Source organism: Nitrospirota bacterium, assembly GCA_004296885.1.
In the GTDB taxonomy this organism is placed as follows: domain Bacteria; phylum Nitrospirota; class Nitrospiria; order Nitrospirales; family Nitrospiraceae; genus SYGV01.
The window spans coordinates 73,951-98,979 of sequence record SCVN01000019.1; the positions used below are offsets into that span (position 1 = coordinate 73,951).

The 25,029-nt window shown below is 62.4% G+C and carries 27 protein-coding genes and 2 riboswitches; of the genes, 25 read left to right on the forward strand and 2 right to left on the reverse strand.

The features are described from left to right. Positions 1-9: 9 nt before the first annotated feature. The 7 genes from EPO61_11850 to EPO61_11880 all read left to right on the forward strand — a co-directional run bounded on the left by EPO61_11850 (position 10) and on the right by EPO61_11880 (position 5,479). Entirely contained in the window at positions 10-1,416 is a 1,407-nt protein-coding gene (locus EPO61_11850; protein TAJ07815.1) for an amidophosphoribosyltransferase, read from the forward strand. Positions 1,417-1,592: 176 nt separating this feature from the next. After that, the gene (locus EPO61_11855) at positions 1,593-2,144 is read left to right on the forward strand and encodes a TlpA family protein disulfide reductase (GenBank protein ID TAJ07816.1); all 552 of its coding nucleotides are present in this window, start codon (positions 1,593-1,595) and stop codon (positions 2,142-2,144) included. A gap of 35 nt (positions 2,145-2,179) precedes the next feature. Beyond that, a complete protein-coding gene (locus tag EPO61_11860; GenBank protein ID TAJ07893.1) occupies positions 2,180-2,419 on the forward strand; it encodes a hypothetical protein in 240 nt (79 codons plus the stop codon). Positions 2,420-2,513: 94 nt separating this feature from the next. Then, the gene (locus EPO61_11865; GenBank protein ID TAJ07817.1) at positions 2,514-3,110 is read left to right on the forward strand and encodes a hypothetical protein; all 597 of its coding nucleotides are present in this window, start codon (positions 2,514-2,516) and stop codon (positions 3,108-3,110) included. A 2-nt stretch (positions 3,111-3,112) separates the two neighbouring features. Further along, positions 3,113-3,931 (forward strand): tetratricopeptide repeat protein, encoded by an 819-nt coding sequence (locus EPO61_11870; GenBank protein TAJ07818.1) that lies wholly within the window; start codon positions 3,113-3,115, stop codon positions 3,929-3,931. Then, entirely contained in the window at positions 3,928-4,353 is a 426-nt protein-coding gene (locus tag EPO61_11875; protein ID TAJ07819.1) for a hypothetical protein, read from the forward strand. Before EPO61_11870 ends, EPO61_11875 begins: the two co-directional genes overlap by 4 nt. A 73-nt stretch (positions 4,354-4,426) precedes the next feature. After that, a complete protein-coding gene (locus EPO61_11880; protein TAJ07820.1) occupies positions 4,427-5,479 on the forward strand; it encodes a methyltransferase domain-containing protein in 1,053 nt (350 codons plus the stop codon). On the opposite strand, the gene EPO61_11885 is transcribed toward EPO61_11880, so the two are convergent. Further along, positions 5,376-5,774 (reverse strand): hypothetical protein, encoded by a 399-nt coding sequence (locus tag EPO61_11885; GenBank protein TAJ07821.1) that lies wholly within the window; start codon positions 5,772-5,774, stop codon positions 5,376-5,378. The genes EPO61_11880 and EPO61_11885 overlap by 104 nt on opposite strands. Positions 5,775-6,044: 270 nt before the next feature. Between EPO61_11885 and EPO61_11890 the strand changes: the two genes are divergently transcribed. Both EPO61_11890 and EPO61_11895 read left to right on the forward strand, forming a co-directional pair. Next, positions 6,045-6,530 (forward strand): DUF393 domain-containing protein, encoded by a 486-nt coding sequence (locus tag EPO61_11890; protein TAJ07822.1) that lies wholly within the window; start codon positions 6,045-6,047, stop codon positions 6,528-6,530. Between the two features lie 79 nt (positions 6,531-6,609). Then, the gene (locus tag EPO61_11895) at positions 6,610-6,864 is read left to right on the forward strand and encodes a hypothetical protein (GenBank protein ID TAJ07823.1); all 255 of its coding nucleotides are present in this window, start codon (positions 6,610-6,612) and stop codon (positions 6,862-6,864) included. Between the two features lie 52 nt (positions 6,865-6,916). Here EPO61_11895 and EPO61_11900 read toward each other — a convergent pair whose 3' ends face one another. Next, complete coding sequence (locus EPO61_11900) at positions 6,917-8,305, reverse strand: hypothetical protein (protein TAJ07824.1); 1,389 nt, start codon at positions 8,303-8,305, stop codon at positions 6,917-6,919. Between the two features lie 269 nt (positions 8,306-8,574). Then, positions 8,575-8,852, forward strand: a riboswitch (cobalamin riboswitch). A 185-nt stretch (positions 8,853-9,037) separates the two neighbouring features. Here EPO61_11900 and EPO61_11905 point away from each other — a divergent pair. From EPO61_11905 to EPO61_11980, 16 genes are all read left to right on the forward strand, one after another. Then, positions 9,038-9,934 carry a cobalamin-binding protein gene (locus EPO61_11905; GenBank protein TAJ07825.1) on the forward strand — a complete coding sequence of 299 codons (897 nt, stop codon included), beginning with the start codon at positions 9,038-9,040 and terminating at the stop codon, positions 9,932-9,934. After that, complete coding sequence (locus EPO61_11910; GenBank protein ID TAJ07826.1) at positions 9,934-11,088, forward strand: iron ABC transporter permease; 1,155 nt, start codon at positions 9,934-9,936, stop codon at positions 11,086-11,088. Before EPO61_11905 ends, EPO61_11910 begins: the two co-directional genes overlap by 1 nt. Continuing rightward, the gene (locus tag EPO61_11915) at positions 11,085-11,987 is read left to right on the forward strand and encodes an ABC transporter ATP-binding protein (protein ID TAJ07827.1); all 903 of its coding nucleotides are present in this window, start codon (positions 11,085-11,087) and stop codon (positions 11,985-11,987) included. Before EPO61_11910 ends, EPO61_11915 begins: the two co-directional genes overlap by 4 nt. A gap of 74 nt (positions 11,988-12,061) precedes the next feature. After that, positions 12,062-12,336: riboswitch (cobalamin riboswitch) on the forward strand. A gap of 29 nt (positions 12,337-12,365) precedes the next feature. Then, positions 12,366-14,312, forward strand: a complete 1,947-nt coding sequence (locus EPO61_11920) for a TonB-dependent receptor (GenBank protein ID TAJ07828.1) — start codon at positions 12,366-12,368, stop codon at positions 14,310-14,312. Positions 14,313-14,325: 13 nt separating this feature from the next. Further along, positions 14,326-15,744 (forward strand): cobyrinate a,c-diamide synthase, encoded by a 1,419-nt coding sequence (locus tag EPO61_11925; protein TAJ07829.1) that lies wholly within the window; start codon positions 14,326-14,328, stop codon positions 15,742-15,744. Next, complete coding sequence (cobO, locus tag EPO61_11930) at positions 15,741-16,340, forward strand: cob(I)yrinic acid a,c-diamide adenosyltransferase (GenBank protein TAJ07830.1); 600 nt, start codon at positions 15,741-15,743, stop codon at positions 16,338-16,340. Before EPO61_11925 ends, cobO begins: the two co-directional genes overlap by 4 nt. Positions 16,341-16,539: 199 nt before the next feature. After that, the gene (locus EPO61_11935) at positions 16,540-16,728 is read left to right on the forward strand and encodes a hypothetical protein (protein TAJ07831.1); all 189 of its coding nucleotides are present in this window, start codon (positions 16,540-16,542) and stop codon (positions 16,726-16,728) included. Beyond that, the gene (gene bluB / locus EPO61_11940) at positions 16,728-17,414 is read left to right on the forward strand and encodes a 5,6-dimethylbenzimidazole synthase (GenBank protein ID TAJ07832.1); all 687 of its coding nucleotides are present in this window, start codon (positions 16,728-16,730) and stop codon (positions 17,412-17,414) included. The genes EPO61_11935 and bluB overlap by 1 nt, the downstream gene beginning before the upstream one ends. A gap of 93 nt (positions 17,415-17,507) precedes the next feature. Then, positions 17,508-18,107: a cob(I)yrinic acid a,c-diamide adenosyltransferase gene (locus tag EPO61_11945; protein ID TAJ07833.1), complete on the forward strand. Its 600-nt coding sequence runs from the start codon at positions 17,508-17,510 to the stop codon at positions 18,105-18,107. A gap of 74 nt (positions 18,108-18,181) precedes the next feature. Then, a complete protein-coding gene (locus EPO61_11950; protein ID TAJ07834.1) occupies positions 18,182-19,678 on the forward strand; it encodes a cobyric acid synthase in 1,497 nt (498 codons plus the stop codon). 71 nt (positions 19,679-19,749) lie between these two features. Further along, entirely contained in the window at positions 19,750-20,277 is a 528-nt protein-coding gene (gene cobU, locus EPO61_11955; protein ID TAJ07835.1) for a bifunctional adenosylcobinamide kinase/adenosylcobinamide-phosphate guanylyltransferase, read from the forward strand. A gap of 30 nt (positions 20,278-20,307) precedes the next feature. Then, a complete protein-coding gene (gene cobT, locus EPO61_11960; protein TAJ07836.1) occupies positions 20,308-21,360 on the forward strand; it encodes a nicotinate-nucleotide--dimethylbenzimidazole phosphoribosyltransferase in 1,053 nt (350 codons plus the stop codon). Positions 21,361-21,412: 52 nt separating this feature from the next. Next, the gene (gene cobS, locus EPO61_11965; GenBank protein TAJ07837.1) at positions 21,413-22,174 is read left to right on the forward strand and encodes an adenosylcobinamide-GDP ribazoletransferase; all 762 of its coding nucleotides are present in this window, start codon (positions 21,413-21,415) and stop codon (positions 22,172-22,174) included. Then, positions 22,171-23,124, forward strand: a complete 954-nt coding sequence (cobD, locus tag EPO61_11970; GenBank protein ID TAJ07838.1) for a cobalamin biosynthesis protein CobD — start codon at positions 22,171-22,173, stop codon at positions 23,122-23,124. Before cobS ends, cobD begins: the two co-directional genes overlap by 4 nt. Next, entirely contained in the window at positions 23,121-24,215 is a 1,095-nt protein-coding gene (locus EPO61_11975) for a threonine-phosphate decarboxylase (GenBank protein ID TAJ07839.1), read from the forward strand. Before cobD ends, EPO61_11975 begins: the two co-directional genes overlap by 4 nt. Further along, a complete protein-coding gene (locus EPO61_11980; GenBank protein ID TAJ07840.1) occupies positions 24,101-25,006 on the forward strand; it encodes a hypothetical protein in 906 nt (301 codons plus the stop codon). The genes EPO61_11975 and EPO61_11980 overlap by 115 nt, the downstream gene beginning before the upstream one ends. Positions 25,007-25,029: the final 23 nt, after the last annotated feature.

Below are 25,029 nucleotides of genomic sequence, written 5' to 3' on the forward strand. Positions count from 1 at the left end.
GCTACCTTGATGGACCTGATCACGCCGGACAAATTCCACGATGAGTGCGCGGTCTTCGGCATCTACGGCCATAAGGAAGCGGCCAACCTGACCTACCTCGGCCTCTATGCCTTGCAGCATCGGGGGCAGGAGGGCTCCGGCATCGTCTCGTCCGACGGCGAGCATTTCCACCAGGAAAAAGGCATGGGCCTGGTGGCCGACATCTACACCAAATCGGTGCTGAAGCGTCTGCCCGGGCCAAGGGCCATCGGCCATAATCGCTATTCGACCGCGGGCGGGAACAACCTCAAGAACGTCCAGCCCCTGACCGTGAACTTCGCTTTCGGCAATCTGGCCCTGGCGCACAACGGCAATCTCATCAATGCCCAGATGCTGAGGAACGAATTGGAAGCGTACGGCGCGATCTTCCAATCCTCGACCGACAGCGAGGTGATGATTCACCTGATGGCCCACTCGCGCGGCGATACGCTCTTGTCGCGGATCATCGACGCGTTGAGCCAGGTACGGGGCTCCTTCTCGGTCGTGCTGTTGACAGACGACGCGGTGATCGCCTGCCGGGACCCCCATGGGTTCCGCCCCCTCTGTCTGGGCCGGCTGAAGGACAGTTGGCTGGTGGCGTCCGAGACCTGCGCGTTCGATCTGATCGGGGCGGAAGCGGTGCGCGAGATCGAGCCGGGCGAACTGGTGGTGCTGAATCAGGACGGGGTGAAAAGCTATATGCCCTTCACCAAGACCGAGCCGGCCAAGTGCGTGTTCGAGTACATCTATTTTGCCAGGCCGGACAGCAAGATTTTCGGGGACAAGGCGGTCTATCTGACGCGCAAGGCGCTGGGGCGGCAGTTGGCGAAGGAGGCGCCGGTCAAGGCCGACATCGTAATCCCGGTGCCGGACTCGGGCGTGCCGGCCGCGTTGGGTTTTGCGGAAGGATCGGGCATTCCCTTCGAGAACGGGTTGATCCGCAACCACTATATCGGCCGGACCTTTATCGAGCCGGAACAGGCCATCCGCCACTTCGGCGTCAAGATCAAGCTGAACGCCGTGTCCGAGGTGCTGGAGGGCAAGCGGGTGGTGGTGGTGGATGACTCGATCGTGCGAGGGACGACCAGCCGGAAGATCGTCAAGATGCTCCGCCACGCGGGGGCGCGCGAAGTGCATATGCGGATCAGCTCGCCGCCGATCGTCTCGCCCTGTTTTTACGGGATCGATACGCCGACCAAGAAGGAATTGATCGGCTCCAGCCATACGATCCAGGAAATTCGCAAGTACATCACCGCGGACAGCCTGGCCTATCTGAGTCTGGAAGGCATGTTGAACGCCTCGCCGGGGAGTCCCGGTCACTACTGCAACGCCTGCTTTACCGAGAAGTATCCCATCCCGTTCACAAAGGCCGAAGAATTGCAATTGGGCCTTTTCTGACGCGACTTTCCCGCCATCATTGCTGTTGCCCATGAAAATTCACGCGTGCTAGGATAGTCACGGAAGACGGAGCATATGGCTGATGGCCGATCGCTGATGGCTCCGAGCGAGCAATGCTTTCCGCTCTCTTATCCATTCCCGCCATGCGCCATCAGCCATTCGCTCCCAGTTTTGCTATGGAGGCTGCTATGAAACGGACCCTGGCCTTGTTGTTGGCGCCGGCGTTGGTCGTGTTCCTGGCTGCGTCGGTTATGGCCAAGAGCTATTTTAAGATCGGGGAGAAGGCGCCCGGCTTTACCTTGACCTCCATCGGCGGCGAGACCGTGTCGCTGGACAGTTTCAAAGGCAAGGTGATCGTGCTGGGGCTGTTCCATATCTGCGAGCCTTGCATGATGCAAGGGACCAACTTGCAGAAGGTGTACGAGGCGACCCAGGGCAAGCCGGTGGCGATCCTCGGGGTGAATTCCTCGGGCGATTCGAAGGAGAACGTGCTGGAGTTCTTGTCGGCTTTTCCGGTCAAGGTGACCTACCCCTATTTGATCGATCCGAAGAAGACCACCGATAAGCTGTATGGCGGGGGGAAGTTCATCCCCAACGTCTACATCATCGACCAGGAGGGGGTCATCTGCTGGCAGCGGGTCGGGAACATGGACCTGGCCGGGGCGGACGTGATTCTACAGGAAGTGAACAAGCTGCTGGCCGGCGGGGCCGGCAAGGGGAATATGTAGGGCTCTGTGTCATGACAGAGAAGGGATACAGCTCGATGGATGAGATGGAAGCGGGGAAGCAGAAGTTTCTCGGCCTGATCAAGGAGATCGACGCGGCCGTGCAGGTGGTGATTCCGGTGACTCCCTCGAACAGCATGTTTCTGATCTCGCTCACCAAGGGGGCCAATCGGAAGTTCATCACCGTGCCGGAAGACGACATCCTGGACCTTCCCAACGAAGCCGACATTCTCGCGAAGGTGACGAAAGTTTTGAAAGATGCGGTCGCAGCCTTATAAAGGTTCAGGTTGAGGCTGAGGTTAAGGTTGAAATGGCGGGTTCAGACAAATTCGGGTTTCGCCTAAACCTCAACCTTAGCCTTCTTCGTTAGCTATGAAACAACTTCTGCCCGGCATCTGGCAATGGTCCTGGTTCTCGGAAGAGAAGCAGCTGGACTTCAACGGTCTGTTCCTGTTTGTGGGGGAGCATCGTGTGCTGGTGGACCCGCCGCCCATGGCGTCGGAAGACAAACTTCAGATCAGGAAAAGCGGCCAGCTGGACTATATCCTGCTCACGAACCGGGACCATGAGCGGGACGCAGCCGCCTGCCAGGCTGAGTTCGGCTGCCAGGTCATGGTGCCGGAGGCCGATGCGCCGCAGATGACGATCAAGGCCAACAAGACTTACAAAGACGGGGAGCTGCTGCCGGGCGGCATTTGGGCGATTCATCTCAAGGATCAGAAATCGCCCGGCGAATCCGCGCTCTTCCTGCAGCAGGGGAAGGGGATCTTGATCCTGGGCGATGCGTTGATCGGGAAGCCTCCCGGATCGCTCGCTATGCTACCGGCTGAGAAGTATGCCGATCCGGTCAAGGCCAGGGAAGGGCTCAAGCGGCTTCTGAAGTACAACTTTGAGACCCTCCTCGCGGGAGACGGGGCCTCGATCCTCACCGGCGCCAAACAGGTCCTTGAACGGACCCTGCTCGTTTGACCATGCAGACCACCCATTCCGAACAGCTCAATCGCCAGGGCAACGATTTTTTCTCGCACGGCCATTACACCGAGGCCTACGTCTGCTACGCCAAGGCCCTGGACTATGACCGGATCACCGGGGACCGTCGGGCGCTGGTCGCAACGCTCGGCAATCTGGGGAACATCTGCGCGGTGAGCGGACGGCGGGAGCAGGCCCAGGCCTACTACCAGGAAGTGCTCGAACTGCAAAAGATTCTGGGAGACGACCGGGGCATCGGCACGACCCTGGCCAACCTGGGCAACCTGCGTGCCGATGCCGGCGAATGGGATCGGGCCCGCGCCTATTACCTGGAGGCGTTGGACATTATGCGGCGGTCCCGCGATGAACAAGGGCTGGCCGTGCTGTTCTCGGATCTGGGGTTGGTGGCCCGTGAAACGGGTCAGTGCGAAGAAGCGATGCACTATTACGAGCAGTCCCTGGCCTTGATGCGCCGAATGGACGATCAGGGCGGCGTGGCGGATGTCTGGCGCATGATGGCCAGAACGCATCTGGTGCAGAAGCACTATGAGGAAGCCCTCGCCTGTTGCCAGACGAGCCAGGCGGTGGCGGAGCGGAGCGGCGATGAATTGCGGACGGGGGGTGCGAGGTACGTGATGGCCCAGTGTTACGAAGAACTGGGGCGACTCAAAGAAGCGGCCGAGCTGCTGGCGTTGGTGGTGCAGATGGATCGTAAGTACCGGTTGCCCAAGCTGGAAGAAAATACGAAGCGCTTGGAGCAGTTGCAGGCTCGCTTGCCCGGCGGGCGCAGCCAGGTGATGCCGGGTGAGAGGCGGACATGAGCGGAGACTGGGCGGAAACGCGCGCGCAGTTGTGCCGGCAAGACCCGGCGTTCTATGAGCTGGAACCGGGTGGAGCCCTGGCGCTGGCGCTGGACGACGAAAACTGGATGCTGGAGCTGACCCCGGACGGTCGCGTGATTTGCCAGACGGGCATCGATATGGAGGACGTCAAAAGCCTCTTGTCAGACGGCACGCCCGAGGATTTGGGCAGCGATGAACTGGCCAAGCAGGCCAAGTACTATTTGCAGCCCATGGTGGCTAAGGTGCGCAAGGTCTTCCTGAGCGCCGGCTTCGAGGAGGCGACCGAGATGAACGACGAGTACGTGGCGGTCACGTTTCAACGACCGGTGGACCTGGCCAAACTGGAGGATGTGACGGAAACCGTCCGCTGGTGCAAGCAGCAGTTTGCCGCAAGAGCGTGAGGCGTGAGGGAGAAGGAGTGAGGCGAGCCCGGAATCTTGTCGCTTTACGCTTTACGCCTAACGCCTCACGATTATGCCTATGACGCCTATTCGCAGCTTCGAAGACTTCCGAGACGCGGTCTCCGCCTATCGGCTGCCCCGGATTCTGATCTCCGCCCTGGAACTGGATCTTTTCACGGTGATGGGCGGGCGGGTCTGGACGATCCCGGCCCTGGCCCGGCGGCTCCGCGCAAGCCGGCGTGGACTCGACATCCTCTGCCGGAATTTGGCCAGCGTCGGTCTGCTCAAGAAACAGGGGGATGGCTATCGCAACGGGCCGCTCGGAGCAGGCGAGCTCAACGCCAAGAGCCCCGCATATCGGGGCGCCTATCTCCGCCTTCTGAAAAATCACTGGGCCGACTGGTCGCACTTGACCGAGCAGGTCAGGTCCGGCAAGCCGCTGGAGGATGACGAGCCGAACGCGGCGGCCTATCGGCGGGAATTTACCTGGGCCATGCACCACCGTTCGATGGAGGTGGCCCCCAAGGTCGCGGCTCAAGTCGATATCAACGGCGCGCAGACTTTCTTGGACCTGGGCGGAGGCCCAGGCACCTATGCCTTGGCGTTTCTGGCGAGGAACCCCAGGCTGCGGGCGACGGTGGCCGATCGGGCTCCGGCGCTGGCGGTGGCGCGGGAGATCGCGGCCACGGTCCCCCAGGGGAAGCGCCTGTCCTATGTGCCGGTGGATTTCGTGAAGCAGCCGATCGCGGGCAAGTACGACGTGATCTGGTATTCCAACGTGCTGCACATCTACTCGCCGGAGGAGAACCGGCAGGTCTTTCGCCGGGCCGCCGCCGCGTTGAATCCTGGCGGGCGCCTCTTGATCCAGGATGCTTTCCTGCAGGATGCCGACGGGCTCTATCCGCAGGAAGCCAACTTGTTCGCCGTCACCATGCTCTTGTTCACGGAGCGAGGGAACACCTACGGCATTAAGGAGACCGAAGGCTGGCTACGCTTGGCTGGATTTGCCAGGGTCCGGCCGGTCACGCTCCGGGCGGGGACGGGGGATTGGGACGGGGGGATTCTGGAGGCGTCGTTGCCGGCCCGACGTCCAGGAAGCCGCGCCCGCCGAGAACGATCAGCATAAAATTCACCAGCCCGCTCACGCCGCTGATCAGCAGCGCCTCAGTCCCGGCGCCGGTCTTGGTCAGGTCTTGCACCGTCGTGGAGATATCCAGCGCCAATCCCACCGTTCCGTACATCACCCCCGCCATCAAGGCCCAGCGGACGTGAGCCAGCAGCAAGCCCATCAAGATCAACGGCAGGCCGTACAGAAAGCCGTTTCGGATGATGTGCCCGCCGGTTCCCGATCCTGTCTGTGAAAGAGCGGCCAGCGCGATCAGGATGGCGAGCAATCCGGCCATGATGCGATGGATGGACATGCCGCGACTATAGCGGAGAGACGTAGGGCGCACAAGCGACTTGCCTTGGCAGGATGTTGAAACAGGCCTCCCGCTTTGTTCTCGGTCGCTCGAACCCCTCAACGTACGGCAAGGCGGGAGGCAAAGTACCTATCCGCTCGCATGTGATCGAAGCGAGCGGTTCAAGCGAAGCTTGGTATGTACCTCCTCGGGGGCCTCGCTCTCTGCGGCCTCGCTGTCCTGCCTGTTTGACCATCCTGTGATGCCTTGCGGCATCGTCAAGTTGAATCCATGCTGCGCCACTTGCCCGGTGGTACAATAGTTTTTCTAAAACCTCATTATGATGGACCGGTGTTAGCGCGAATACGCTGGATGGGGAGGGCCATGGATCGGCAGGATGGTATGCGCCAGCCGGAGCGGACCCTGATCTATGACGGGAACTGCCGCCTCTGCGTGGCCGCGAAAGCCGGCCTGGAACGGTCGGGCGATGCGCACACGGTTCGCTTCATCCCGTATCAAAGTGAGGAGGCGGCCTGTCATCTCGGCGCCGACTATAAGCCGGGCCGGCCGGATGTGGCTTTTCTGGTCGAACGGGACGGTCGGATCAGCCGGGGGTTGGATGCCTTCTTACCGCTTCTGCCCGGCATCCGAGGGGGGCGTTTCTGGCTGGCCTTGCTCAAGATTCCGCTCGCGCGCCCCCTGGCGTTGCTCATCTACCGTGTCGTGGCCCGCTACCGGTACCAACTCTTCGGTCAGGTTTCTTCCAGGGACATCTAGTCTCACGCTTGTGCACCGAGTGAAAACCCTCTATTCTCCCGCGAGGTATTCTTATGCGCAGAGGCGGGAAGAGGAGGTTATGGACCCAATCATGTTCCTTGGCTTGGCGGCGGGCGCATTGACGACCATCGCATTTTGTCCGCAACTGATCAAAACCTGGAAAACCAAGTCGGCGCGGGACATGTCGTTCGGAATGCTGGCGACGTTCTGCACCGGCGTCTTTCTTTGGCTGCTCTACGGCCTGCTCATCCATTCCATTCCGGTCATCGTGGCCAATGTCGTCACGCTGGTCCTGGCCGGGGCCATTTTGGCGCTCAAGATCAAATACGGATAAGGCAGCAACGGGAGTGCGAGACGTGGGGCTTCCGTAAAGGCGGCCGGGTCGACTACCTGGCCTGGGCCGGTGTGCGTGTCGGCGTCATCACGCCGGCGGCAGGGGCCGGAAGGATTACAATCGGGATGTCGCGCTGCTCGTCGCCGCCGTCGTCGTTCCGGTCCTCTCCCACGCTGTAGAGTTTGTCCGATGCGGCGGACCAGAGCATGGGAAAGCCGGAGAACGGATCGTAGAATGCGGACCCGGCCTGGACGATGCGGGAGGCCATTGCAAGGTCCCGTCCAGGCCGGTGCAATCTGGCGTGCAGGGCGGCCAGTCTGAGCCGTGCGTCGGTGCGCAACAGGCGGTCCGCAAAGGGAGCCCAGGTCGGCTCCGGCCCGGAAGCGAAAAAATTGTCGATCGGATTCACGAAGTAATCCAGAAATCGGCGGTGGGTCAGCCGGGCCATGTCGAGTAGTTTGGGAAACGGGCTGTTCGGCAGATCGGCCGCCTTGATGGTGGCTTCGCAATAGCCGGCATAGATATTCAGCGTCCGTTGCTTCTGCATGGGGGAGCGGGACAGCATGTTGGCGGGAATGGGCTGTTCGACCGATTGGAACGAGTCGGCGCCCATGCCGGCCAGGCCGGCGATCCAGCGTTTCTGGGATTCTGATTCCGGCTGGAACTGCGCCGCCGCGCTCGTCAACGGATGTTCGAAGAGTGACACCCCGACCACGAATTCGTTTTGAATAGGCCAGCGCAGGGATCGCTCCGTCGGCGTCAGGGGGCGCACCAAAGGGTCCAAGCGAGGGAGGAGCGCCACGTCGAAGTCGGGCAGATTGAGCGCTTCGGACGCCAGGGCCGCGTCTTCGTCCACGATCGTGGCGGCAAAAACCTTGAGCGACAGCGTCTTGGCATTGCTCAGGACCCCGCGCCAAGCCGCGAGATCTTTGCCCAGCCGGTCCAGTGCGGTTGACGTGTCCTGCGTCCAGGCTTCCACCAGATAGAGCCGGTGTGCGGCATAGAGATCCATCAGCCTGGGCGCTCCCGGATGGCCATCGCCCCAATCGTCAAACGGAAGCGTCAGCCACTGACGGTACCGGTCGATGAGCAGCGCATGGGGGGACAGTATGTTTTTGGCTGGATCAGCCAAGGCGCGGAGTTGGCTGATCCTGCCCGCCGTGCCTTGTGGCTGCAATGCCTCCCGTATCTCGTCCGGCACCCGTAACTCCAAGCGGGATTCTTTGCCATAGTCGAAGGGTCTGTGCCCGCGGTCGCTTTGCACTTCGAGCCACATGTCGTGGCCGACGTGCAACGGGTCGGCCGAAGGGCCTGCCGAAAATCCGAGTAGCAGGAGGTAGGCGTTGTTCTTCGAGTCTTGGGTGGGCCTGGGCGGTGACGTCAGTAAGGTCTTGTAGGCCTCGCTTGGGGCCTCGCCCTTGCCGAGCCATACGTTCCGCACGAGATCGAGGAATATGACAATGAGTGCGAGAAGAACGATGAGGAGGAAAGACTTTTTCATGAATGGCTAGGTCGCCTGCCGGTTCCTTTTCGCGCCTGATTCCACCGGGCCGTGCATGGGCTAAGCACGTTGCATTCTACTGTGCTTGTGTCCGTGAGTCCAATGAATGGGCGATTTTCGCGGCGTGAAGAGACGGCGATGGCGAGGGAGCTGCATCAGTGCAGAACGATGGTTCGGCTGTGGCGGACGAAGCCCCGTCCCTGGAGATTAGCCTTGACAGAGGTCCAGGGCCTCCCCTACAGTGTCCCCACAAAATATACCTCCGGGTCAAGGGAAGAGGGTGCAACTCCCTCGCGGTCCCGCCGCTGTAATGGGGACGAAACCCGCGGAAGCCACTGTCTTAACCGTGAGGCGTGAAACGTGAAACGCGGATGGGGAATGAACCCCGTTCACATTTTACAATTCACGATTCACGGACGGATGGGAAGGCGCGGGGAGTAGAGTCGAACCCTAAGCCAGAAGACCTCCCCGGAGCATGACCGTCTTTCCCTCGTGGGCTGGGGAAAGGGTGAGGGTGAAGAAGCGGGTGCAATCCTCAGGGTCTTTCAGGCCTTGGGGATTTTTTGTTTGCGGAACCGTCGACAGCAGGGTTGCGTCCTGGTTGGGGCCTGGTGCTTCTGCCTGACGTTGTTATGGACCGCCGGCGTTGCGCAGGCCGGCGAGAGTGATGATATGGCTCTGAAGCGGCGGCAGCAAGGCATCCTCACAGGCATGCCGTTCATGGCCAACCTGGCCTCGCGGACCTTTGTGGACGATCTGGGCCGCAAGTTGTACCTGGCCAAGCCGCCCATCCGAGTGGTCTCGCTGGCGCCCAGCATGACGGAAATCCTCTACAGCCTCGGACTGGACGAGGAAATCGTGGGGGTGACCGATTATTGCGACTATCCGCCGCAGGCCCGCGCCAAGCCTAAAGTGGGATATTCGAACCCGAATCTGGAGTCCATCGTCGCGTTGAGGCCGGACCTGGTCCTGGCCCCCAGTACGTTTCTCCGGGCCGATGTCCTGGCCAAGCTCGAGCAGCTCAAAATTCCCACCTTCATTTTGGAAGCCAAGGCCATCGAGGAGATTCCCTCCCATGTCCAGACTATCGGACGGATGATGGATCGTGCCCCGGCTGGCGATCGAGTGGCCACCGAGATGCGACGACAGATCGCGGCGATCAGGACCAAGGTGGGGGAACGCCCGCGTCTGCGCGTGCTCTATGTCCTGAACAGTCAGCCGCTCATCACGGTCGGGCCGGGGAGTTTCATCCATCAGATGATCGAGCTGGCCGGCGGTGTCAATGTCGCCGGCCGCGCCCTGGTGCCATATCCGCGCCTCAGCCTGGAAGAGGTGCTGAGGGAAGACCCGGAGGTTCTGATCTTTCCCGTCGGCGGCGCCGAGAGTGTTCCCGAGAGCGAGCAGCAACAGTGGCGGCGATGGACGACACTCTCAGCCGTCAAACACCAGCGATTCCATCAGATCGCCGCCGATCTGTTGAACCGGCCTGGCCCCAGGATTGCCCAGGGATTGGAGGCATTGGCCAGAATCATCCATCCGGAGGCCTTCGACCAAAGGTCTGGGCCGTAATGGGACTGATGGCCAGACAGACCCAATCGGAAGGAGGGAGGGCTGTCGTGACGGAGCCTGTGGTGGCGGCAGGGGAATCAGCGGAGCCGCCGCGTGCCGCGCCGGTCGGGTCGTCCAGGCTGTCGCCCCTGCGGTGGCTGCTCACCCTGTCGGCCTTGGCTGCGGCCGCCGTCCTCGTGCTGCTGATCTGCCTGCAATTCGGCGCGGAGCGCATCGGACTGGCCGAAGAGATCCGGATCGTGAGCCTGGCCGTTCGTGACGGCCAGGCCGGTCTTGACTCGACCGGCGCAACCGGCGTCATTCTCATGCAAGTGCGCTTGCCGCGGGTGCTGTTGGCCTTCATGGTCGGCGGCTGTCTGGCGGCCGTCGGCGTGGGGCTTCAAGCCTTGTTGCGGAACCCTCTGGCCGATCCCTATGTGCTTGGTATTTCCAGCGGGGCGGCGCTGGGCGCCGGGTTGGCGATCTTGTTCGGGTTGACGGGCACGGCCCTGGCCTTTTCAGCGCTGCCACTTTGCGCCATGGCCGGAGGGTTACTCTCCGTGCTCGTGGTCTACCGCATTGCGACCGCGTACGGGTATCTGCCCATTCATACCCTGTTGCTGGCCGGGGTGATTCTCAATGCCATCTTCTCCGCGCTGGTCATGTTCGTGACGTCGATCATGGAGCCGAATCGCTCGTTCGGCATGATGTCCTGGCTGATGGGGACGCTGACCGCCCCGGACTATCCGGCCATGCTTGTCCTGGCCGGCTATCTCCTGGCCGGCCTGCTCGTCCTATTCCGCCAGGCCGCCTCACTTAACCTCCTCACGCTCGGGGAAGAGTCTGCGCGTGCGCTTGGCGTGGAGGTTGAGGCCGTCAAGAAAACCGTCTTTTTTACGTCGGCGCTGCTGACGGGCGCCGTTGTGTCGGTCAGCGGGATGATCGGGTTCGTCGGCATGGTCATTCCGCATGCCATGCGCCTGCTCACCGGAGCGGACCATCGGCTGCTCTTGCCCGCCTCCGCTCTGATGGGGGGCTTGTATCTGATGGCGGCGGATACGATCGCGCGCACACTGCTGGCTCCGACGGAGATTCCGGTGGGTGTGGTGACCGCCCTGGCCGGAGGGCCGTTTTTCATCTATCTCCTGACATCACGGAAGGGCCGGCTGGCATGAGTTTCAAGGAGACGACAGGGGTGCCCGCCTACTCGGTGGACGGGCTTCGGTTCTCCTACGGCCATCCGGGGGCGGGGCGGTCGGTCAACGGCTGGGTCCTCGACGGCCTGACCTTCGAAGTGCGCCCGGGGGAGATCCTGGGGGTCTTGGGTCCGAACGGGTCGGGGAAGAGCTCACTGCTGAAGATTCTGGCGAAGGTGCTGCGTCCGCAGGAAGGCCTGGTGACGCTCTTTGGTGACGATCTTGCCGGCATGCCGCAGCATGACGTGGCCAGGGCCGTGGCCCTGGTGCCACAGGAGAGCCAGATCGCGTTTCCGTTCTCGATCACCGAAATGGTGCTGATGGGGCGCTTTCCCCACCATCGGCGAAACGTCGGCCTGAGCGGTCTCGGTTGGGAAGGGCCGGAAGATATCCGCGTGGCGGAGGCGGCGATGCGGGAAACCGATGTGCTGCACCTGGCCCACCGCTCCATCACCGATGTGTCGGGCGGGGAGCGCCAGCGGGCGGTCATTGCCCGCGCGCTGACCCAGGAGCCGAAGGTGTTGCTCCTGGATGAACCGACAGCCTTTCTGGATCTCCACCACCAATTGGATATCTGCTCGATCCTGCGCCGGCTCAACGAAGAGCGGGGCCTGACCGTGGTCCTGGTGTCCCACGACCTGAATCTGGCCAGCCAATACTGCGATCGTCTGTTGCTGTTGGACAGGGGGCGGACCGTACGTCTGGGTCCCCCTGAAGAGGTCATGACGCCGGAGGTGCTGGAGGAGATCTATCGGTGCCGGGTCCTGGTCGACAGGCATCCCCAGTCCGGCTTGCCGAGGGTGACGCTGCCGGGCCGGAAGCTAACAGCCAGCCGTCAGCCATCAGCGGTCGGCCCAGAGATCAAGGCGGATAGCTGAAGACTGAAAGCTGATCGCATATAGATTTCAGCGAGGAAGATGTGCCCATTCCTCGTTGGGGCGGATGGGGGCACGTAACACAGAGAGGGATAGGTCGAGAGGAGAGGCAGGCAGAACGGGGAAGATGGTGCAAGACCATCACGGTACCGCCACTGTAAGCGAGGAGCGATTCCGCAAGAACGCCACTGTCTGGAAGAAGCCGTCAGCCGTCAGCTATCAGCTATCAGCAGTCAGCTTGAATCTTGAAGCTGAAGGCCAAAGGCTGAGAGCTGATAGCTTTTGAGATGGGAAGGCGCGGGAGAGCGATGATCCGCAAGTCAGGAAACCCGGCTGTCGAGCCAGTTCACTCTACCCTTCGAGTCAAAGGGGAGGTGGGTTGTGCGGAAGTTTATCATTGGGTCGGGCATTCTGTTGGCGTTGCTATGGGGGTCCGGGGTCGGCCATGCGGAAGAAGGGACGCCGGTCGTGCAAACCGAGGAGGTCGTGACCAGCGCGACAAAAACGCCTGTGCCGGTCGGTCAACTGACCAGCGCGGTGGAGATCATCACCGGCGAAGAGATGCAGCGGCAGAAATTCAAGACGGTGGCCGATGCCTTGCGGCTGGCGCAGGGGCTGGCGGTCTTCTCCAACGGCGGGCCTGGAACCGATACGAGCGTGCGGATTCGTGGCGGAGGCGCAGCGCAGACCCTGGTGTTGATCGATGGGGCGATCGTCAATAGCGCGACGACCGGCGCCTACAATTTCGCCAACCTGACGACCGACAATATCGAGCGGGTGGAAATCCTGCGCGGCGCCCAAAGCATGTTGTGGGGGTCGGACGCCATGGGCGGGGTCATCAACATCGTCACCAAGAGGGGCGCGGGGGCCACCGCCGCGAGTTCGTTCTTCGAATACGGGTCCTTCAATTCCATCCGCGAGGGAGCCCAGGTGACGGGCAAGAAGGGACTCGTGGACTTTTCCATGGATCTGTCGCGATGGGACTTCGCCGGATTTTCGGCGGCGGACTCCCGGCTTGGCGCGTCGGAGCGGGATTCGTTCAGGAACTGGACCGCGTCCTCGCGGTTGGGTGTGGATTTGCCCAAGGACGGTCGCCTCGAGTTCAACTTCCGCTGGATGAATGGCTCGACCAGCATCGACAACATCAGCAATCCTCCGGCCGATGTGTTTAACTCCAAGAACAAGAGCCAACAGTTTGTATTCGGTGGAAGCTACGATCAGGCGATTACCCATTGGTGGAATCAGAAATTGACGCTGGCACGGGCAGAAGAAGATGCACCGTTTTTTCCCGGCAATCTTCAGCGCAACCTTGTCACCGGCGCGCTGACGGTCCCATCCGGGTCGCCGAACACCACGCGGACGCTCAGCAACCGTCTTGAGTGGCAGCACAATATGCAAGTCGCCGATCCCCTGCTGCTCACCTTCGGCTACCAGTTCCGTGAGCAGCAGGGGGAGAATGACACGCTGGCGAAAAGAATCGTCTCGTCAAACGCGGGGTTTGCCCAGGCCCAGTTGAATCTCTGGGACCGGGTCTTCGGCACGGCCGGTATCAGGCAGGACAGCTACAACGTGTTCGGAACGGCCACGACCTACCGGCTGACCGGCGGGTATCTCCATAAGGAAACGGACACGAAGCTCAGGACCAGCTATGGCACCGGATTCCGAGCTCCGTCGGTCAATGAACTGTATTTCGCCAACTTCGGCAATCCCAACCTCAAGGCGGAAAAAAGCCAGAGTTTCGACGTGGGGGTGGACCAGGAACTGTTCGGGAAACGGCTGAAACTCAGCGGAGGCTATTTCTGGAACCGGTATCGCGACCAGATCGTCACCACATTCGATCCCGTGGTCTGCGCTCCGTTCAGCACGTTCAGCTTCTGCCCGCTCAACGTCGGCAATTCTTCGACCAAAGGTTTTGAGGCGAGCTTCGCCTATAAGCAGACTCTGGGACTGCCCTTCATCAAAGCATTCGATTTTCAGGGTCAGTACACCAATACGATGACGCGCGACCTGAGCAACGGGGCCCGGTTGCCGCGCCAGCCGGTGGACCAGTGGAGCCTCCAGGCAGGGTACCAACCCATCGACCCGCTGCACATCATTCTGACCGGCCGTTTCGTGGGCTCGCGGTTCAATACGACCGCCGACCGTCAGGGCATGCAGGCCTTCGATGTGTGGAACTTGACCACCAACTATACCGTGACCAAGCACATCGAGGCCTACGTGCGCGCGGACAATCTGTTCAACCAGCGCTACCAGGAAATTCTCAACGCCGGGACGCCGGTCCGTTCGATCTATTTCGGCGTGCGGATCAACCATGACTTGTTCTCATAGAGAGTAGGCATTCATGGCAGTTCCTCGTCTCGTCATTGCCGGGACCCAGAGCAATGTCGGCAAGACCACGGTGACCCTGGCCCTGCTGGCCGCCTTGCGGCAGCGGGGCCGGAAAGTCCAGCCGTTCAAGGTGGGGCCGGACTATATCGACGCGGGGCACCATACGGCAGCCACGGGCCGGCCCTCGCGCAATCTGGACGGATGGATGTTGACGGCCGAAATCAATCGGGAGATATTTTCCCATGCCTCCGCCGATGCGGATCTGGCCGTCATCGAGGGCATGATGGGGCTCTTCGACAGCAGCTCGGCGAGCAGCGAGGTCGGCAGCACGGCCGAGATGGCCAAGCTGCTGGGGGCTCCGGTTCTCCTCGTGATTGACGGGAGTGCCATGGCTCGGTCGGCGGCGGCGATGGTGGCCGGCTATGCCAAGTTCGATCCGGCCCTGACGGTGGCCGGCGTCCTCTGCAATCGTGTGGGCAGCGAGGGTCACTTTCAGTTGCTCAAGGAAGCGGTAGAGACGGAGACCAGAGTGCCGGTGGTTGGGTACCTGAAGCCGGACAAAACCCTGACGATCGGCGACCGGCATCTTGGGTTGCGGACCGCCATTGAACAGGGTTCGACGGACCTCTATGACAAGCTGGGGCGGGCGGCGGCCGAGACCGTAGATTTGGACAAGGTGGAAGCTCTGGCGAGCAGCGTGAAAGGTGAATGGTTAGAGGTGAAAGGGATGAAGGCATCCTCTCACGGTTCACCATTCACTTCTCACCAATCGGTACGCGTCGGTGTTGCCTACGACGCGGCGTTTTGCTTCTACTATCAGGAAAATCTGGAGCTGTTGGAAGCGGAGGGGGCTGAGTTGGTGCGGTTCTCGCCGATTCGAGATCGAGTCTTGCCGGCCATAGATCTGCTCTACTTGGGCGGGGGCTATCCGGAGTTGTATGGCGAGGCGTTATCAGGAAACAGCGCCATGCGACTGGCAATCCGGGGCTTTGCCGACCGAGGAGGGGCGATCTACGCCGAATGCGGGGGGATGATGTACCTGACACAAGCGATCCGCGACTTCGAGGGGCGGGGCCACGAGATGGTCGGGCTATTCCCGGCCGAAGCTGTGATGCGCAAGCCAGGCCTGACCCTGGGCTATCGTGAAATTGAACTGATGAGGCCTTGTGTGATCGGAGCGGCCGGCCTGAAGGTCCGAGGGCATGAGTTTCACTACTCCTCGCTCGTCTCCATGGGATCGCTCGACTATGCCTGTGCCGTGACGGATGCGAAGGGACAGCCACGGTCGCCGGATGGGTTGGTACGAGGCAATACGGTGGCCCTCTATGCCCATCTTCATTTTTCAAGTCAGCCGGCTGCGGCACGTGCGCTGGTGGCATCCGCAAGGGCCTGGCGCACGCAGGGTGCTGAGGGAAAAGGAGTGTCGTTGTGACGGACGATGCCGAGCATCAGGCCCGGATGCAACGCCTGAAGGCCTCCGTAGACCGGCGCATCGAGGCGGCCCAGGAGGAAAAGGGATTGGTGATCGTCTACACAGGCGCGGGGAAGGGAAAAACTACCGCCGCCTTGGGCATGGCCCTGCGCTGTATCGGCCACGGGATGAAAGTGGCCATCGTGCAATTCATCAAGGGCGCGATCGATACGGCGGAGGAGCGGGCTCTTAAGAGCTTCGGTCCGCAGGTCGTCTTTCTGCGGATGGGCGAGGGATATACCTGGGAGACGCAGGATCGAGCGCGGGACACGGACATGGCGCAGAAAGCCTGGGCCGCCGCGTCGGAGTTCCTTCGGGATCCGGCCTATGCGATGGTCATTCTGGACGAGTTCAACATCGCGCTCCAGCATGACTATGTCCAGCTTGCCGACGTGCTGCCGGTGCTCCAGGCCAGGCCGCCCATGCAACACGTGGTCATCACGGGCCGAGGCGCCAAGAAGGAGCTGATCGAAGCAGCCGATCTTGTCACGGAGATGGGACAGGTGAAGCATCCGTTTCGGAAGGGCGTCAAAGCCCAAAAGGGAGTCGAGTTCTAAACAGGATGTTGAAAAAGCCCCCCAGCTTTGTTCTCGGTCGCTCGAACCCCTCAACGTGCACAAAGCGAGAGGCAAAGTAACTATCCGCTCGCAGGTGATCGAAGCGAGCGGTTCAAGCGAAGCTTGGTATGTACCTCCTCGGGGGCCTCGCTCCCTGCGGTCTCGCTGGATGGCCTTTTTGAACATCCTGGAGAAGTAGATGCAGAAACAATGCGGAGCGTGCCGCCAAACGTTTACCTGCCAGCAGGCCGGCGGCTGCTGGTGCGGGACGATCAAGCTGGATGCGGCGCAGCTTGCCTGGATCAAGCAGACATTTGCCAACTGTCTTTGTCCTACGTGCCTCGCGGCGGTCGCTGCGGGGACACTTTCTGATCGAAGGACCGCCTGATGGCCCTGCCCAAGCCTGCATCGGTCGAGCGCAACGGGCACTTCTCCGAAGAGGAACGGGCCGCCGTCTATCGGGCTATTTTTGAGCGACGGGACGTGCGGGAGAAGTTCCTGCCGACGCCCATTCCCAACGAAGTGCTCGCCAGGGTGCTGCTGGCCGCCCACCATGCAGGCTCGGTGGGGTTCATGCAGCCATGGAATTTTGTGGTCGTCCGTAAGGCGGCGACCAAGCGCGCGGTCAAGGACTTGTTCCGACAGGCCAACGAGGATGCCGCGAGCAAGTACAAGGGGGAACGGGCAGCCCTCTACCGGCGGTTGAAGCTCGAAGGGATCGAAGAAGCGCCGCTGTCCCTCTGCGTGACCTGCAGCAGGCAGAGGGGCGGAAGGCAGGTGTTGGGCCGTTCGACGGTGCGGGAAACGGACCTCTACAGCACCTGCTGCGCCATTCAAAATCTCTGGCTGGCTGCGAGGGCCGAGGGGATCGGCGTGGGCTGGGTCAGCATTCTGGACCATCAGGCCTTGAAGCAGGTGTTGGAGATTCCCAAGCCGATCAAGGTGGTGGCCTACCTCTGCCTGGGGTATGTCTCCGAGTTTGCCGGACGGCCGGACTTGGAACGGGCCGGCTGGCGAAGCCGGCTGCCGCTGGAGCAACTCGTCTACCACGAACGGTGGGGACGAAGTAAATAATGATGAAGGCTGAATGATAAATGATGAACGGAAGAAGCAAGAAAGTTTCGATTCATCCTTCAGTATTCCGCACTCATCATTAGGGGAAGAGCGATGCGCATTACCAAAGTTTACACACGCACCGGCGATGCGGGCAAAACTCGCCTGGCAGGCGGGCAGCAGATCTGGAAGGACAGTCTGCGGGTAGAGGCGTACGGCACGCTGGATGAGGTCAACGCGTCGATCGGCTTGGCGCGGGTCTTCAATGCCGAGGCTGCCGAGCCCAAGACCGGACCGGTCCTTGAGGAGTATCTTCGGTGGGTGCAGAACAAGCTCTTCGACACCGGCGGCATCTTGGCTACGGCCCCCGGCCAGACGTTTGCGAACATGCCGCAAGTGACCGCGCAGGATGTGACCAGGCTGGAGCGAATGATCGACGCCTGTCAGAAAGATCTGGCGCCGCTCAAGGAGTTTATCCTGCCGGGGGGCGGCAAGGTGTCCGGCCACTTGCATCAAGCCCGGACCATTTGCCGCAGGGCCGAACGGCTTTGCGTGAAGCTGGCCAAGGAAGAGCCGGTGGATGGCGTCATCGTGAAGTTCGTAAATCGCCTCAGCGACGCCCTCTTCGTGCTGGCCCGCTGGGCCGCCAAGAAACAGGGGGAACCGGAGTTTCTCTGGGAGCGGACCACGAAAACGCGGGATAATGAACGATGAATGATGAACGGAGGAATCGGATGCGAGTTCTTCTCGTGCATCGTTTATCATTCATCCTTCATCATTGAGAATTCATGGCTGTACGCACCTTAATGGTTCAGGGTACGGCGTCGCACGTGGGCAAGTCCGTGCTCGTGACGGCCCTCTGCCGGCTGTTCGCGCGGCGCGGGGTCAAGGTCGCGCCCTTCAAGGCGCAGAACATGTCCAATAATTCCTTCGTCACGCCGGACGGAAGGGAAATCGGGCGCGCCCAGGCGGTGCAGGCGACGGCTTGCCGGTTGGCCCCTCGGACGGATTTCAATCCGGTGCTGATCAAGCCCTCCGGCGAACGGAGCGCCCAGTTGGTGGTGAACGGGCTGGTGGCCGGGCGGTTGGAGGCCTCCGATTTTGGCCTGGTTAAGCGAGCGCACTGGTCTGCCGTTTGCGAGGCCTTTGCCCGGTTGGCCGGGGAGTTCGACGTGGTCATTCTCGAAGGAGCCGGCAGCCCGGCCGAAATCAATCTGCGCGACCGGGACATCGTGAATATGGCCATGGCACGGGAAGCGCAGGCGCCGGTTATCCTGGCGGGTGACATTGATCGGGGCGGGGTCTTTGCGGCACTGGTGGGGACCTTGGCTTTGCTTGAGCCGGAGGAGCGTGCCCACGTCAAAGGATTTCTGGTCAACAAGTTTCGCGGCGATGCGGATCTGCTGACGCCGGGCGTCAAGATGGTGGAAGCCCGGTGCGGGATCCCTTGCCTGGGCGTGGTGCCCCATTGGCACGATCTCCAGGTGCCGCAGGAAGACTCGCTGGGATGGGAAGACCGGCATGACGCCACGTCCCGGCTGACGGATACCCTGACGGTCGGCGTCGTGGACGTGCCGGCCATTTCGAATTTCACCGACTTCGACGCGCTGGCTTGTGAACCGGATGTCCGTCTGGTCCGGGTCGCCGGGCCGATCACCCAGCCGCTCGATGCGTTGCTCTTCCCCGGCACCAAGAACACGGCCGAAGCGCTGCGTTTCGTGAAGGCACGGACGCTCGACCAGGTTGCCCGGCAGGTGCTGGCTGCCGGGGGAAAGATCGTGGGGCTCTGCGGAGGGTTTCAACTGTTGGGCAAGCGGATTCTCGATCCGGACCGGGTCGAATCGTCGGAGGGCGAGCTTGAAGGCTTGGGGCTGCTGAATGTGACGACCAGCTTTGCTCGAGACAAGGTTACGGTGGGGGTGAGCGGACGTCACCCGGCGAGCGGCTCTCCGGTGGAAGGGTACGAAGTGCACATGGGCCGAACCAGTTTGGGCGCAGGAGCCGTTCCTTGGTTGGAGGTCCGGGCCCCCGGTGAGGCAGCCATGCGGCCTGAAGGGGCCAGCTCGGAGGACGGTCTTGTGCTCGGCACCTACGTTCACGGACTCTTCGATGCGGTGGCCTTTCGACGGGTCTTTCTCAATTGGCTCCGTGAGGCGCGAGGCTGGGCTCCCCTGCCGGTGCAGCCGGGGACTTCCCTGGATGAACAGATCGACCGGCTGGCCGATTTTATGGCCAAGCATCTGGACCTGGCGGCCATTGATGCGATTCTTGAGCGGGGGCTCTAACAGTGAAATCGGTCAGGCGTCAGGGGGGAGGCGTGAAGGCTAAAAGGAAGAGCCCAAGCCGCTCACGTTTCATGTCTTCCCGGCGCGGGCGGCTGATTTTCATACTGGGCGGAGCCGCGTCGGGAAAGAGCGAGACAGCCCTTGCGATGGCGGGTAACGCCGGTCCCAGGGCCTTCGTAGCGACCGGGCAACCCTTGGATGGCGAGATGGCCGAGCGTATCCGCCGGCACCAGGCCTCGCGGCAGGCAGACTGGCGGACCGAAGAAGTGCCGGTGGATCTGGCCGGCTGGTTCGACAAGCAGGGCCGGACTTATCGGATCATCCTCGTGGATTGTCTGACCCTCTGGCTGAGCAATCTGCAAGGCCGCGGCGTTCCCGAATCGCAGGTGCCGGCGCTGGTTTCCGAGCTGCTGCGCGCGATCAGGGCCGTTAAGGCACGGGTCGTGGTTGTCAGCAACGAACTGGGCCTGGGGCTGGTGCCGACGGATGTCTCCGCCAGGCGGTTCCGGGACCTGGCGGGGCGGGTCAACCAACAGTTTGCTGCGGAGGCGGATGAGGCCTATTTTGTGGTCAGTGGTCTGCCGGTACGAATCAAGTAACGTGATCAGACAGCAAGGAGTTGCGAGAGGATGCTGAAGGAAGCCATCGATGCGGTCCGGCCAGTTGATCGGGAGGCCCAGGCTCGTGCGCAGGCTCGTCTGGATCGGCTGACCAAGCCGGTCGGGAGCCTGGGGCGGCTGGAAGAGCTGGCTGCTCGGTATGTCTCGATTACGGGCAAGATTCCCCCTCCCATGCCGCGAGCCGCGATCTACACCTTTGCCGCCGATCACGGAATAGCTGGCGAGGGGGTCAGCGCTTACCCCAGCGCCGTGACTCCACAAATGGTGTTGAACTTTCTTCGGGGCGGCGCGGCGGTCAATGTCCTGGCCCGTCACGCGGGGGCCGAGGTCCGGGTCGTGGATATCGGTGTGGCCTATGACTTCGGGCCAATGCCGGGATTGATCGGCCGGAAAATTGCCGCCGGGACCAAGAATTTCTCCGTGGAGCCGGCCATGAGCCGTACCGAGGCCGAGTGTGCCTTGCTGGTCGGCGTGGAACTGGCTGCGCAAGCGGCGCAAGAAGGCATCGGTCTCATCGGCACGGGCGACATGGGGATCGGCAACACGACCCCCAGTGCGGCGATCACCGCCGTTGTGACAGGGACGCCGGTCGCCGTGGTGACCGGTCGGGGCACGGGCATTGATGACGAAGGGTACAGGCGTAAAGTTGCGGTCATTGAACGGGCTTTGGCGCTGCACCGGCCCGATCTTCACGATCCGTTGGATCTGCTGGCCAAGGTAGGCGGGTTTGAGATCGCCGGGCTCGCCGGACTGATCATCGGGGCTGCCGGCCACCGGATTCCGGTCGTTCTGGACGGCTTCATTTCCGGCGCCGCGGCGCTGGTGGCGGCGGCCTTGCAACCGCTCTGCCGGGAATTCATGATGGCCTCCCATCTCTCCGTGGAGCAAGGGCACCAGGCTGTGCTCCGCCACCTGAACCTCAAGCCCTTGTTGGCCCTGGATCTCCGTCTTGGCGAGGGGACCGGCGCCTGTTTGGGCATCGGTCTCGTACAGGGTAGCCTCAAGATTCTGACCGAGATGGCCACTTTCGGCGAAGCCGGCGTCTCAGAACGTGAAAGGTAAACAGTAAGACGTGAATGGGAAGACCGGTGCATCGGGCCCCTCATCATGTACCATGCACTGTGTGCGGCCGTTCGTGATCGCCTGGCAGTTTCTGACCGCAATCCCGGTGGCCCGTTCCTGCGACGATCCAACGCCGGAGGAGCTGGCTTCGTCGATGGGCTGGTATCCGCTCGTCGGCTTGATCCTGGGAGTGATCCTTGCGGCAAGCGATTTCCTGCTCGCCCAGGTCTTCTCGGACCATGTCGTGAACGGGTTGCTCATCGTTTTGCTGGTCGTCTTGACCAGGGGCCTGCATCAGGACGGCTTGGCCGATACCCTCGATGGGTTGGCGGGCGGGCGGAGTCCGGTCGAACGGCTGGCGATCATGCGCGATGGTCGGATCGGCGCGATCGGCGCCACGGGCCTTGCGCTGGTTTTGGGGCTCAAGTATGCGGGCTTGACGGACCTGCCGGACGAGGGGCGGCTGTCCCTCCTGCTCTGTCTGCCCGCGGCCGGACGATGGGCCATGGTGGTGAGCGCGATCTCGGCTCCCTATGCACGATCCGAAGGAGGCCTGGCCCAACCGTTCATTGCGCACCTGTCGATGCGGCATGTGGCCTGGGCCACCGGCTTGCTGGGACTCGCGCTTCTCTGGGCCGTCGGTCCGGTCAGCGCCTTGACCTGTCTGGCTGTTCTGGGGATCGCGGTCTATGCCATGACCCTCTTCGCCCGTCGGCTCTTCGGCGGCATCACCGGCGATACCTTGGGCGCGGTCAATGAAATCGTGGAAGTCCTGTTTCTAATGGCGGCTCCGTTATTCTTCGGTCAGCGATGACCGGGTCGTCGCTTCTGCTGGCCTGTCTGCTCGATGCCTGGTTGGGCGATCCCCGTTGGTTTCCCCATCCGGTGCGGCTCATGGGCCGGTGCATCGCCCGGTATGAAGCGACGATCCGGCGAGTCGCGCAGCGTCCGGTGGGGCTTCGATTGGCCGGTCTTGCGCTCGCGATTGGTTTGCCGATCGGCGTCTGGGCCGCCGGGTGGGGCCTGATCCGGCTGGCCGGGTTGGTGCATCCGCTGGCGGCGACCGGTGTGGAAATCCTGCTGGCCTATACCACGCTGGCCGTCAGAGACCTGGCCGATCATGCGGCCCTCGTCTTACGCGCACTACGGGGCAGTACGTTAGAGGAGGCACGAGCCGCAGTCTCTCACATCGTGGGGCGTGATACCGACTCCTTGTCTGAACCCGACGTGGTGCGGGCGACGGTGGAGACCATCGCCGAAAGCACGGCGGATGGCGGGATCGCTCCGCTTTTTTATCTGGCGCTGGGCGGGGCGCCCCTGGCGCTGGCCTTCAAGGCCGTCAGCACCCTGGACTCCATGGTGGGGCATCGCGATGCACGCTATCGAGACTTCGGGTGGGCTTCCGCCCGCCTGGACGATGCGGCCAATTGGATTCCGGCGCGCCTGGCTGCCTGTTTGCTGGTTCTGGCTGGGGGACTCACCAGGTTCCGTGCCGACCTGGTCGTGCGTGCCTGGTCCATTGTCATGCGCGACGCGGGCAAGCATGAGAGTCCCAACAGCGGCTGGCCCGAGGCGGCCATGGCGGGAGCGTTGCAAGTCCAGCTCGGCGGTCGGAACGTCTACGAGGGGATCGTCATCGAGCTGCCACGCATCGGAGACTCGGGCCAGGCCTTGCAGACGGATCATATCCGACAAGCGTTGGTCCTGATGGCGACGGCTTCGGTCTTGGCGACCGGGTTGGCGGCCGCCTGGCGGTTCGCATGAAGACGGTTCCTGCCCATGGCGGCAATGTGTACGAAGCCGCTCGCGCGAGCGGGCGCCCGATCGGCCGGTTGACGGACTTCAGCGCCAGCATCAATCCGCTCGGTCCCTCACCGGCTGCCGTCCGGGCCTTGCGGCATTCGCTGCCCCAGCTCGTCCATTATCCGGACCCAGACTGCCTGACGCTCAGGCGAGCCCTGGCGAAACGTTGGCGTCTGGCGTCCGACCAGATCCTGGTCGGGAACGGTTCGACCGAATTGATCCATTTGCTCCCGCGCGCCCTTGGGATTCGCCATGCGCTGCTGATCGGCCCGACCTTTTCAGAATATGCGCGCGCCGTGGCATTGGCCGGAGGGCGGATCAGCTATCTGCATGCCAGGCGGAGCGAGGGCTATCGTCCGCCGCTTGAGCGGGTGCTGCACGCGATGCAGCACAGCCGAAAGCCGGTGGATGCGATCTTCCTCTGCAACCCCAACAGCCCGACCGGTCGGGCCGTCGGGGCGGCATCGGTGCGGGCCCTGGTGCGGGCGGCGGCTCGGCGCCGCATTCGGGTTATCCTGGATGAGACGTTTGTTGAGTATTGCGCGGAGCGGTCGGTGCTCCGTGACGTCCCGCGCTCGGCCAATCTGCTGGTCCTGCGAAGCTTTACTAAATTCTACGCCATGCCGGCCCTTCGTCTCGGCTACCTGGTTGGAGCCGTGCCGCTCATTCAACGGGTCCGTGCGCTCCAGCCCCCCTGGTCGGTGAATACGCCGGCCCAGGTGTTCGCCCTGGCCGCTCTTGGAGACCAAGGCCACGCCAACCGCAGCCTGGCCTCCGTGCAACAGGAGCGAGCCCGCTTCGTTATGAACCTGAAGGCCCTGCCAGGGGTGACGGTCTATCCTTCGGAGGCCAACTTCCTGCTGCTGGAATTGCCGATGGCACTGTCCGCTCGCGTCTGTGCCGAAGCCTTGGCCCGCCGAGGCCTGCTGATCAGGGACTGCTCCTCGGTGCCCGGTTTGAATCGACGAACGGTTCGAGTGGCGGTACGCCGCCGGATGGAGAATTGCCGTCTGGTGACCGCCCTGTGCAAGTGGATCGGAGCGCAAGCGTGACCCGCCGCTCTTCCATCGAAACCCGCTTCCTGGTGGAGAGCGAGACTCTGCTGATCGACCTGGAGAAGCGGTTGAAGATCCTGTCCTCCGCTTCCTGTCACGGCGGGCTGGTCCGGGCCCGGTACATCATGAACCATCAGGTTCCGGCCAATCCGGTCGCGGCGCCATCTGCTCCATCCGGACGCAAGTGGACGGATCCCGCGAAGTACTTGAAGCAAGTGGCCGGCGGGCTGGGAGTGGTCGGCGAAGCGGTGGCGCTCATGACCGCGGTCCCGATGAAACAACTCGTGACGTTGCGTGAAGAAGCGGACGGTGTGTGGGTCGAAGGGTTTGTCACCGTCGGCGTGACCAATGCCGTGCGGGCCGGGGATCCGGTGAAACCGGCGGCGGCGGATCGACACGCCAAGCCTGGCACGATCAACATTATCCTGGTCACCAATGCGCGCCTGGCCGATTCGGCCATGGTCGGGGCGGTGCAAGTGTTGACGGAAAGCAAGGCGGCGGTGCTCCTTGCCGCGGGCGTTCCCAGCTGGAGCGGCCGTCGGGGAGCCACCGGGACCGGCACCGACGCGGTGGTCATTGCCTGCGGAGCCGGCCGGAGTGGCCCGCAGCTCCGTTACAGCGGGACCCACACCAAGATCGGAGAGCTGATCGGGCGGCTGGTCATGCGGGGGGTGAACGAGGGGCTGAAGCGGTCGGAGCGGTGGTTGAAACGGAGGCTTGCCCAGGGCGATCGGCAGGCCGCCATGAAAAGAGCTTTCCCGCTTGCAGCGCAAGATAAATCCTTGTAGCATAAGGCCTTATTTTTGGTATC